Source organism: Candidatus Latescibacter sp., assembly GCA_030692375.1.
Taxonomy (GTDB): domain Bacteria; phylum Latescibacterota; class Latescibacteria; order Latescibacterales; family Latescibacteraceae; genus JAUYCD01.
Genome location: JAUYCD010000202.1, coordinates 1 through 10978, shown reverse-complemented (window position 1 = coordinate 10978; position 10978 = coordinate 1). Strand labels below are relative to the sequence as shown.

9 protein-coding genes are annotated in these 10978 nt (G+C 54.7%); 1 reads left to right on the top strand and 8 read right to left on the bottom strand.

The features are described from left to right. The 3 genes from Q8O92_12295 to Q8O92_12285 all read right to left on the bottom strand — a co-directional run. A partial coding sequence (locus Q8O92_12295; GenBank protein ID MDP2984096.1) for a hypothetical protein occupies nt 1–813 on the bottom strand: 813 nt, incomplete at its 3' end. Nucleotides 814–854: 41 nt separating this feature from the next. Next, nucleotides 855–1178 (bottom strand): type II toxin-antitoxin system HicB family antitoxin, encoded by a 324-nt coding sequence (locus tag Q8O92_12290; protein ID MDP2984095.1) that lies wholly within the window; start codon nt 1176–1178, stop codon nt 855–857. Between the two features lie 93 nt (nt 1179–1271). Continuing rightward, nucleotides 1272–1613 carry a hypothetical protein gene (locus tag Q8O92_12285; protein MDP2984094.1) on the bottom strand — a complete coding sequence of 114 codons (342 nt, stop codon included), beginning with the start codon at nt 1611–1613 and terminating at the stop codon, nt 1272–1274. Between the two features lie 342 nt (nt 1614–1955). Between Q8O92_12285 and Q8O92_12280 the strand changes: the two genes are divergently transcribed. Beyond that, complete coding sequence (locus tag Q8O92_12280) at nt 1956–3089, top strand: uroporphyrinogen decarboxylase family protein (protein ID MDP2984093.1); 1134 nt, start codon at nt 1956–1958, stop codon at nt 3087–3089. 151 nt (nt 3090–3240) lie between these two features. Here the strand turns inward: Q8O92_12280 and Q8O92_12275 are convergent, their stop codons facing one another. From Q8O92_12275 to Q8O92_12255, 5 genes are all read right to left on the bottom strand, one after another. Then, nucleotides 3241–4620 (bottom strand): hypothetical protein, encoded by a 1380-nt coding sequence (locus Q8O92_12275; protein ID MDP2984092.1) that lies wholly within the window; start codon nt 4618–4620, stop codon nt 3241–3243. Nucleotides 4621–4634: 14 nt separating this feature from the next. Beyond that, nucleotides 4635–7181 carry a heparinase II/III family protein gene (locus Q8O92_12270; GenBank protein ID MDP2984091.1) on the bottom strand — a complete coding sequence of 849 codons (2547 nt, stop codon included), beginning with the start codon at nt 7179–7181 and terminating at the stop codon, nt 4635–4637. Between the two features lie 532 nt (nt 7182–7713). Further along, the gene (locus Q8O92_12265) at nt 7714–8811 is read right to left on the bottom strand and encodes a right-handed parallel beta-helix repeat-containing protein (protein ID MDP2984090.1); all 1098 of its coding nucleotides are present in this window, start codon (nt 8809–8811) and stop codon (nt 7714–7716) included. A gap of 264 nt (nt 8812–9075) precedes the next feature. Beyond that, nucleotides 9076–10668: a DUF362 domain-containing protein gene (locus Q8O92_12260; protein MDP2984089.1), complete on the bottom strand. Its 1593-nt coding sequence runs from the start codon at nt 10666–10668 to the stop codon at nt 9076–9078. Nucleotides 10669–10845: 177 nt separating this feature from the next. Beyond that, the coding region (locus Q8O92_12255) for an IS1595 family transposase (protein MDP2984088.1) at nt 10846–10978 on the bottom strand (133 nt) is incomplete at its 5' end.

Here is a 10978-nt window from a genome sequence, read left to right as displayed (position 1 = left end):
CACCGCCATTTCGGCGATGCGGCCGATACGGTCTATTTCGCTCTCGATGGTTTTTTGCTGGGCGATTGCAGTTTCGTAGTAGAGACCGCCGAGGGGACGGTTCATGTTGACCCGGGCGGCGTTAGCGTTCAGAGTGGGTTCATCGCCGTAAACGGTGAACGAGTTGCCACTCCGTGAAAGAAGGCGGGCGGCGTCGGCGGTGATCATCCAGTAGGTCATCACCCCGGAGCCGCCGGAGGAAGGCCCCATGGGATAGGGCGAACCGGGGACATTCACCACTGCGCCGTAAGCGGTTTCGTACAGCTCGATCCAGAGGTCGGAGAAAGGGCGGACTTTCAGTTTCCGAATTTCGGGGACTATCATCTCGCTGCCGATGCAGTCCCCGCCCCATGAGCGGGGGCCGCCGATGATGAACACTCCCTGTTCATGGAATCGGCGCAGCCTGCCGAGAAGCTCTTCCGAAGCGGCGGCGTTGGTGATGATCAGGTCGCCTTTTTCAGCTTTGGTTGGAAGGTCTTTCACGAAGATGTCGGTGTCGCCCGGACGGTCCGGCCAGATGTCATAGGTGGTCCGGTGCCCCATATCCCAGCTTATATAGCACTTATGCCCGCTTTTGACCGTGTCCGCCACACGATAAGAAGCTTCGAGCAGCTCTTCCGACTGGGTTGATTTGATTCGGTCGAACTGCTCACGCATCCGGGCGGTGAACTGCAGGGCAAGCGGAGTTTTGTCTTTCGCACGGGCACTACCGGCGAAAGTGGAAATCCCCGCAAGGGAAAGCGGGATGAGTGTGAGAACGTTACGGCGATTCATGATTTTCCTCATTGGTGTTGAAAAGAAGATGCTTTTGCCGCTTAATTTATTACAGTTTTCGATACGTCAACCAGCCAATTATTCAGGCTTTTTCCGGATTTACTTGCTTCAATACATAACTTATGATGTAATTCGGACGGGATCCGTAAAACAAACTTGCCGGAAAATGGTTTTTCAGGCTTTTCGCCGCGTTCACAGCAGAATGCGAGATAATCATCGATGGATTCTCGGAAAGCAGCCTCTATCTCATAAACCGTGGTACCGTGGAAAGTGATTACATCTTTCGTATCAAGTACTTCGCCGTGGAATACTTTCGCTTCATCATCATATTCAACACGCCCGGTATAGCCTTTATATTTCAACATGATCGATTCCTGCCTCCATGAGGAAACGTCGTACTGATTTTAAAGCTCTCTTAGAGGAATCGAGCGACCTATATATAGTAATGATGAGGGCTTCTATCCCTTTGCCTCATGGCGTTTCGCCTTGAACGTGGTATCGTCACCAAGATGAAATCCGATCCATCCATGCATTTCGTCGCTATCTATAATAGCCCAACCTCTTCCGGATACTTCATCTCCCTCATCCGATCCGGCAAACGAAAAGGCTATCCGCTCTGTCCCCCCGGTCTCTTCCATTTGTAAATCGACTTCTGCTTCTATGACTCCGAAGGCAAGATAACCTGACCCATCTGCTTTCACTGTCAAGTGCCCCGGGGCGACCAAATCAATGAAGTCCTTGTCCCAATTAGACATTTCAAGAATCCGCCACTTGCCAAGGTATTTGCTATCGATTTTCATATTATTCTCTTGAGGATTATGCCGACCGCCATTAACTAACGTATTGTGAAATGAAACATCATTCGCATTACGCATACATAGTTGTAAATCTTTTGTGGTTGCAAATCATATATAAACGCAATAGTATTCAGTGTCAAGATTAATTCTCTAATTTACAAATCTCAATCCCGCTTGTTTGCATCCATCCCTTCCACTATGTTATATTGGTTTTCACTGAATCATCCCCCTCCTTCGCCGAGGGCAGGCTATCGATTACAAGAAGGTGCAGAAACGAATCCAGCAGGTTATCCTCAACCTAAAAAAGAAGTAGTTAACCGAAATAGTCACCCGGGAGCCGAATCCATGACCGGAAAAGAAAAGATCGAGGCAGCGTTCTCGCCGGAAGGGACTCCCGAAATCCCGGCGGTGATCTGCTATGAATCCATATTCATCCGCGATCACTGGGCAAAGCTTACCGGCGTTCCGTGGTGGAACCAATTCTCCCCGGACATCGAAACACAGCTCTCCTGGAGGCGGGAGGTTATCCGCTGTACCGGCCAGGACTGGTTCAGGCTTCCTTATACACTGTCCCGCGAAAATCGGAAGAATATTGATCTGGAAGTTCGCCCGGAGGGAGTATTCCGTATCGACCGAAGGAGCGGTGTATCCGAGCGGCTCTTCGAACCTCCCATCGGCGGCGAGCATCTAACTGGTGGTGAGGCAATACCCCATTTTACTCTTACAGAGACAACGGACGAGGTTGATGCGCTGATTCCCCTTCCCGCCGGCTCAGGGAAAACCATCGAAGACGGCAGCGGCGTTCTTGCGGCGCGTCTCCTTGATGAATTCGGCGGGGAGGTTTTCCCCTTTTGCCATGTTTCCTCTCCGCTCTGGCGTTGCTACGATCTCTGGGGATTCGAGAACATGATGGTGATGATCGCCTCCCAGCCCGAGCTGGTGCGCCATGCCGCCGCCCGGTACCTGGAGCTCAGTCTTCACTGTGTCCGTCAGGCTGCTGCGCTCGGCGCAAGAGGCATCTGGATCGAGGAATGCATGACCGACATGATCAGCCCGGCCGCTTTTGCCTCTCTCAATCTTCCCTTTCTCCGAAGGCTCATCGAAGAGATAAGCGCCTGCGGTATGAAGAGTGTCTACTATTACTGCGGCAGCCCTGCAGGCAAATGGGATCTGCTCCTTTCCGCCGGCGCGGACGCACTCTCGCTGGAAGAGGGGAAAAAAGGATTTGAGATTGATGTAGCGGAATTGGCTACGAATGTCCCGGGACGGTGCACCCTTCTCGGCAATCTGGACTCAATTGGGGTGCTACAGAACGGCTCTGAACAGGAGCTTCGCGCAGAGATAAAACGTCAGATCGCCGCAGGCCGCGCCAACCGAAGCCGCTTCATTATGAGCATCGGCAGCCCGGTGACTCCCGCAACTCCTGTGGAGCGGGTGCGGCTTTACTGCGATATTGTCCATGAAATGGGGAATAGGTAAAAAATCACCATTAGTAAAAACATCTCGCAAAGAAAGAAGTTAGGCCGAAGATGTTACAGCATAAATACTTTGACAGGATTTAAAAGATTAACAGGATTTGAATACTTGATAATTCTGTCGTTGATTTTTTAATCTATCCTGTCTCCTTTTTTCAATATCCCCTCGATTCATACATGGCCCGTACCTGCTCGTCCCACCACGCATCCCAGGTTATTGCGCCGTTGCAGTAGATACCGGGAACATCGCCGCCGGTGCGGTCTTTTATCTGGTACGCGATTTCCGTAGACATGGTCCAGAGCAGCGAGGTGACCAGGACTCCTGAGAGGGGGCAGATTTTACGCTCGAAGCCGGGGAGGGCGAAAATGCCGAAGGTGTCGGTCATACGCCCGACATGGACATCGGTCTCACGCGGTACTGTCCTCCCCCCGGGAATCCGAAGGTCGCGAGTGATGGGGCCGATTGAAGCCACTTTCATACCTGATTTACGGAACGCATCCAGGTTCTTCAGGTCCGCCGTGTCATCCGGGGCATAAATTCCCATGATGACACAGTCTTTTGCGGTTCCTTTGACCGGGGTGCCGTCGGAGCATCCCTTGGCGAAGGCGTATCCGCCCCGGCGGCCGACCGCCTCGGCGGCGAGGCATTCCGGATACCGGCTGTAGAAGTACACGGAGCCGCCCGCAAGCAGGCTGTCCACCGCCAGCCCGGCCATCTTCCGGATATTTCCCAGTTCCATGCCAATCATCTCGAGCTGGCGCATGACCTCGTCAAAATAATCGTCCATGAGCGGGGCGTCCAGCGAGGAATATGTTACTTCTTTCCCAAGCGGAGGCTCGTCCCCCTTGACTTTGACCGATTTGCCGTCACGGGCGAGAATACGGCAGGCGTCCGCAAGCATCATCCAGAAGATCGTCCCGCAGAGCGGGCCAGATTCCGGGCCGAGGGGCGCGTAAGAGCCGGGGATTTTCACCTGCGCGCCAAGAATGTCAATTTCCGTTTCAATCCAGATGCTCGAAACAGGGCGGATGAGCAGCTTTTTAGCTCTTGGGGTCGCAAGTTCGGCCCCTTTCATATCGCCGCTATAAGGGGAGGGACTGCCGATAACCGTGATCTCTTTTTTACGGATGTCGTCCAGGTAATCGGGGGAGAAAGGATAACTCGCGAGGAAAACATCTCCCTTCCTGGATTTCTGGGGGTCGTAGCCGATGGTGATGATCTCCGGCTCCCCCCAGCGGCCGGGAAAAATATCCGCTCGGTGAGTATGTCCCTGGTCCCAGTAGCTCCAGACGGTGTTTCCCTTCTCCACGGCACGGGCGATGATGTAAGCGGCTTCCAGGATTTTCTTCGACTGGGTAAGGCGGACATGGGTCAGCAATTCCCTGATACGGCGGGGATAAACCAGTGCCGGCGGCTCGCTGGGAAGGGGTTCGTGGCCGAAAATGAGGGATTCCCCGGCGGAGATGGGGCGGGCGGATGCCAGCAGCCCGGACGCCGCCAGCGGGATGAGACGCAGCATATCACGACGATTCATAGTGCCTCCAATGTTCATATTTTTCTGCCCTCCGTTGCTGTCTCGATGATGCGGAAGCGCAGGCCGCCGCGAATGCCCCAGTTCGGGTAGTACTGCAGCTTCACATACTCCTTCTCGATGCTCATCCCCGGGTCGCGGTCAACGGCGATGACAGTGTCCTCGGCCTGACGCGTGACGGATTTCACCCAGAAGCCCCGGGTGCTGCCATCGCCGTCGGTGGTCAGCAGCAACCTGCCAGCCAGATCCTTCTCCGGCAACCGGGCATCCGTAACGAAAGCGTTCAGTGCATCCCCCTGCGGGGCGCGAAGTGTCTTCCTCACGGCACCCGTGTACGCCGCCTTGCTGGCCAGCGATGCCTTGCCTGCTTTCAGAGAACGGGCGTCCGCCATGTAGAGCGTCTGGGCGCCGTCGCTCACGGTGGATACGTAGCCAAAGCGCCCGTGCAGCGCTATGCCGTTGCCAGCGACCTCGCCTGCCTCCTCGAGGGTAGAGAGGATCGTGTCCGTGCGCCCGTCCAACTCCACCTGCACCACCACCGCCATCGAAGACGACCGCTCCGGCGCCAGCAGCTTCACCGAATGCACCCGCGGCTGCCCTAAGTACGGCTCGTGCACTGCAACGAAGACCGACTCCGACCCTTCGCGGCGCACATCAAGGAACGTCTGCATCCCCTCGCGCCTCATCGCTGGTCCTTGCGCAAGAATTACCTCCGTGCCCGGGGCAGCCGGCATAATGGTGCGAACCGTCTCTCCGGCGGAGGTCACGAACTCCGCCTGCCACGGGCCATCCGTGCGGGCTGAGCGAAGTTGCTCCAGCCAGGTGTGCAGTTTTCCGGTGCGGGGCTGGAGTTCCAGAGATGTCTTCACCGCGTACTCGTCCTGGAGCGGGCCGTGCAGTATCCAGTCATGCACCTTGCCACCGCGAACGCGGAAGATGTCGACGAAGTAGACGTCCTCGCCTCCACTCTCCACCATCGCCAGCGTCCGGCGGTAGAGCGTCACGCGGTCTGCCGGATAGGCGCGATGCCCGTCGGCCTCCACCACCTGCAGGCCGGGACAGTCGGTGGCGAAGAGACGCAGCATACCATCGGTGAGCACGTCGCCATGATTGATGTGGGTGCGGGCGAACCAGAAACCTTCGACACCCGGTACATTATCAATCTCGCTGAACTTACGCCGGGGCGCCTCACCCCGGTCGTACTGGTTCCGCTCGTCTACGACCACGGTATTATGCCCGGCCGTGCCGGACTGCCATGCCCTGTTGCCCAGGTACTCTGTCTCAGAGAGCAACTCTTTGTTCTTGGCCCAGAGGAAGAAGTTGAGGCTGTCATAGTGCTCGTGGCCGTTGGTGCCGGAGAAGTGCAGGTGCGCCTGCACCTGGTTGGCTCCCATGCCCCGCCCGAGTACCGCGTGACCGGCCCAGGTCTGGAGGAGCGGCCGCGACTCCAGAGGTTTGTAGCCCTTGAGCACACCGTAGCAGTCCCAGCGATCGGCGGTGGTAAATTTCGAGTGAGCGTCGTGAACGGCCGCATAATGGCCGTTGGGTAATATCCACTGCTGCATCGCCCGCGCCGCTTCTTCTATAAATGGCGCGTAGCGCTTGAGTAAGTCGACGCGGTCGAAGCGTGTGCCATCCATCGGATCTTTATATCCCGGCGGGTCCGAATAAGCGGCCAGGCAGGCGGCCGGGTAGTTGAGCGCCCAGCGGCCGGTGATCATCATATGGTAGCTGGGAGAGCCTTCATGCCAGAAGGCATCCGCGAAGTAGGAGACTCTGCGCAGGCCGTCCCCGAAGCGGATCGTCCGGTGTACCAGCTCTGGATCGCCCAGGGCCTGGCCCCAGACCAGCATCCCCTCGAGCAGGTCCGCCTCGGTGTTGTTGTACATCAAAGGATAGCGATCATTGATCGCCAGGTTCGCGTACAGAAGGTCACGCTCGATCTTCAATCGGGCATCATACCCCTTCTCCTGTCCCAGCTTCTCCATCTGTCCGCTGCCTGCAATCTGGTCGTAAGCCAGCGCGAGGGGATGGGATTCCTGCAGATCATAGGGGTGCCAGGAACTCCAGAAAGCGCCGTAGTGCGGTGGCATCTTCACGCCGTATTGCAGCAGAGCCACGTCGTGGGGGTAGGTTTCGGTTCCCCCCTGATTGAAGAACGGCCAGATCCCAATGACCTCCGAGTACCGCTCGAGAATGACCGCGCACTTGTAAGCGTACCGGGGCTCCCGGGTCACCGCATACCGATGCGCCAGATGCTTGAGCACCTTCAGCATAAGCCGATTGTCACCCCGGCGCGCGCCACGCTCGTCAATGCGGGCGCGCAGTTCTTCGTTGGACTTGTCAACCCAACCTTCCTCTTTGTCCTCCCCGGGCGACCTGCTCCAGATGGGATGCTCGGCGGGATATACGGGATGCTGCACGTTGTATTTACGGTTGCGAGGCTGCTCATTCTCTGAGCACAGTGCAAGCTCATCACCAAGAAAACCATAAAGAAACGGCAATCCAGTCGCTGTTGCTTCTAAAAATTTCCGCCGTGAGAAATCGTAACCGTTCGTGCTCATTGTACGGCCCTTCTATGAAAAGCTAATTTATTCGCAAACCGTCGAATCAGAGTTGGGTTATCATTTTGTGAAGCAAGGCAGGATTGACCCTAAGTATCACAGGATGCTTATTGATGCGCGAAAACTAAGAGACATCTCTTTTATCTCTTGATATCTCTGACCGAACATTATTTTCCCTCTGGTGAGTCAAGGCGATTATTTCCTCTTTCATTAATATCCCATGACGGAAATGATATATATGACTCTCTCCCTTTCCAAGTCAATTTTCTGAAGTTTATTGACTCGATGGTGGGAGCTATGAAAGCTATTCTGAATCAGATTATAGAGCGGGTTCAAGAGATGCCCCCCTGTTTCACCGAATACCGGCCTGAATTGCACAAAACCGACTTTCATAAACAGTGTTTCTTTTATGCAACACTATGAGTTAGAGAGAATTATGAATGCATATAACGTAATGATTTACAAGAAATAAGTCAATGGTGTTCCCCAATCGCTGGAAAATTCATTTTTACTTCTCTATCTGCGCTACCCTTTACTTCCCCGTCTTCGGCTTTTCCCCATATGCATTATCGTATACAGTAGTTTTTTTTACTGCTCGCACGGCCTGTTTGGCGTCAGCGTGCTTCGGGAACCAGTTGTGATGTACATCACATTTTTCCTGGGGGATACCCCGGATCACCACCGGGGTCTGCGTGGAGTGGAAGGTGTTGTTGTAAATCTCGATGGTGGTCCCTGCGATATCGGTGCCGTCATTCCGGTCACGCCCGCCGTGCATGTCGAAACAGTGGCTCAGGGATACCCCGAGCTCTACGTTGTTCCGGGCGATATAGCTGCATCCGGGCCGTCCCGTTCCGGCGATGGAATGGCGGTTCGAGTCGAAGAAGTTGTATTCGATGAGTGAGGAAGCTGCGTCGTGGACCACCCCGTAACCAAGACCGTTATACTGGCAGTTGTGGACAAAGTTGTGGTGGATGTGATGATCCGCGCCCTTGCTCAGATATATGCCGCCGTGGGCGAAGGCGGAAATCTCGCAGTTGTCCACTTCCAGGCGGGGGAATTCCGTAATGATGCCGTCCGATGTGGGGAACTTGTAGTAGTACTCGCTCCCTCCGCCGCCTGGGCCATAGGCTCGGCGGTGATGATCGAGATAGCGCTTGGGGCAGGGGCCCTGGATACGGAGGCCGGTGATGCGCACATTCGGCCCGGCGGCGCGGATCATGACAGGTGTCTTCAGCACATCGGAGGTGAGGATCGCGCCCTTCGAACCATTGTTTCCGCGATCTCCGGCCAGTGTGACTCCTTCCGGCACTACAAGGACGATTCCCTCGATGTAAATACGGGCGGTCAGATCGATTTCAGTTTCGCCGGGGATAAAAACGACCTGCCCGGCCCTGGCCTTCGCGAGCGCGGCCAACAGGGAATCCAGGTCTGTCACCGTGTAGTCGCCCCCGGAAACGATGTTACGGTAGCCGTTCCCGCCGCCGATGGGGCCTCGATCGTCGGGTTTTGCGCCGTAGATCGTATTGCCGATCTGCACCCAGGTCTGGTCGATTGCAAACACGCCGGTGTAAAAAGTAAGGAGAAATATCACTAAAAACGAGAGATACTTGGGCACACTGTATTCTTTCATAAATACCTCGCCAAAGAGAAATAAAATGATTTATTTGCGGGCTTATGAGAAAAATAATTATCGTGCTTTTCGTGGTTCAATTTACTCAGTGGCTCACAAATCTATTTAGCCCCAATACGGTTCACTTAAGCGAAAAAAGGAAGTATCTTTAACCACGAAACACACGAAAGGCACTAAAAATGATTTTTTAAAAAATGAATAACAAATTTCGTGTTTTTCGTGACTTTCGTGGTTCAAAAAATTTTAAAATTAACTGTATTGTGTTTAACCCGAAACAATCAGACGTTCCACCGTTTCCCAGCCCCGCCCTCGCAGCCGTGCGGTATACACTCCCGGATCGGCAAAGGCGTTCCAGACCACCTGGTGACTGCCTGTATTCAGTTGTCCACTGAGCAGACGCTCTGCGGCTCTCCCCCGCAAATCCAGGATATCCACCGCTATCTCTCCTCGTTCAGGAAGGGTAAGGTCGAATACAGCCTGCCCGGTCCTGTCGGTACCGATGTAACGGATGGAAGGCGAAAGGGCGTTTTGTTTTTTTACATTCCGGAAAGCAGAATAGCTGAACGGCTCGTTGCAGAGATGGTATTCCGGCTCATTCCGGCCGCGGAGATAGAGTGTAACCAGCGGAGTACGGGTGAGAGATTCGAGTTTTATCGGCGTGGCTTTTCCGTCCTTCCACCCGTAGAGGGGGATATCATGCGGGTCCAGCACATCGGACATTCCCCGCTCCCGGGCGAGGTGGAAAAGCCCGAAATTCCCCGGCTCGTGTCCGGCCAGCCAGTGGGCAATGATGTCCACCCGGAACATTTCTTTCCCGAAAATTACCACATTTGACATATAGTCACGGCTGGTGACTTTATCCGGACCAATCGGTTCGTGGGGTCCCAGCCCGAATCCGTTGCCGTCCTGGCTGTAGATGCCCTCCACCATGTTCAGCGCGGTGGGAATGCACCCCACCGAATCGAGAGTACGCTGGGCCCATTGCTCCATCCTGATTCCGGTGTCCTCTCCGATTATACAGTCCCATCGGGGAATGCCGTCACGAACATGCTGCGCATGGAGTTTTTCGATACGACTCACGAAATCCTTCTGGAAATACTTGTGGTAAGGCGGCTCGTATGACTTGAGGACCGCGGTGTGCGGAGTGCAGAACTGGTGAAACCGCCTGCAGGTGATGCCCTGGAGATTCTTGACTGAGGCGGTGATGCCCATGCCATGCGCTTTGAGCTTGGCGATATTCACCAGGAAGCTCCCAGGCGCGTTCATGGGCCCCTGGTAGGCAACGGTATTAAACACCACGCCATTGTGAACCTTACGGAAAATGACATCCTTTCCCTCCTGCAGTTTCCAGACATCTATTGTCGAAATCTCTGTGAGGTCAATACCCGCCCGGGTGCACATGGCCCGCCACCCCATAGGCTCCCACTGAGTGGGACAGCAGCTTTCCCGGATAAAAAATCGCTGCGGGCCGATCTCCCGCACTGCGGCGACCCAGCCCTCGACAAAATTGGGGTCGGTGTTGATACCCAGCTTTTCCACCACAGCCTTGCCGTTCCTGGGACCCGCAGAAGTCCAGTTGGGCTTGATATTCACAATGGCGCTCGCAGACCAGCCGTCCGGCGACCTGACGACAAGCTCCCTGGAAAGCCGGTAGCCAGCCTGACGGAGCCCCGCAGCATCGGTCTTCTCACTGACCGAGGTGAAGTGGACAAACACCGCTTCCGGATGCTGACGGATGAACGGGTGCACGTTGAATTTTGGTTCCGAGGAACCCCGCCCGAGGGATGAACACCCATGCCCCGCCGCTCCCGCCATGCCCAGAACCGCCGATGCCTTGATAAAATCTCTCCGTTTCATGATTCACTCCGATTATGGATTCCCTATCCGATCATGCCAAAGGACGGTGCGAAGCAGAATAAAACCATCGCGATTGCGAAAAGTTTTGTCATGTGCGTCCTTTCCGAAGCACAGGCGCCACAGAATTACATCTAAAATATGTATTGTCTTAGCGATGCGGTAGATTTATTTATTCGCTTATCGAGTTAACTCCGCATAGGTAATAGTGGAGGTATTCAGACAAGCAGTTAAGAGTCTGTCAGTAATCAGTAATTCATTGAATCGCCGGTTAAAGCGATAACAAAATTCATTCAGGTAACTTTGAAGATGT

Coding starts and splice junctions, on each gene's coding strand:
- Q8O92_12285 (MDP2984094.1), bottom strand. CDS start 1,613: ATGAAAATCGATAGCAAATACCTTGGCAAGTGGCGGATTCTTGAAATG.
- Q8O92_12290 (MDP2984095.1), bottom strand. CDS start 1,178: ATGTTGAAATATAAAGGCTATACCGGGCGTGTTGAATATGATGATGAA.
- Q8O92_12275 (MDP2984092.1), bottom strand. CDS start 4,620: ATGAATCGTCGTGATATGCTGCGTCTCATCCCGCTGGCGGCGTCCGGG.
- Q8O92_12270 (MDP2984091.1), bottom strand. CDS start 7,181: ATGAGCACGAACGGTTACGATTTCTCACGGCGGAAATTTTTAGAAGCA.
- Q8O92_12265 (MDP2984090.1), bottom strand. CDS start 8,811: ATGAAAGAATACAGTGTGCCCAAGTATCTCTCGTTTTTAGTGATATTT.
- Q8O92_12260 (MDP2984089.1), bottom strand. CDS start 10,668: ATGAAACGGAGAGATTTTATCAAGGCATCGGCGGTTCTGGGCATGGCG.
- Q8O92_12280 (MDP2984093.1), top strand. CDS start 1,956: ATGACCGGAAAAGAAAAGATCGAGGCAGCGTTCTCGCCGGAAGGGACT.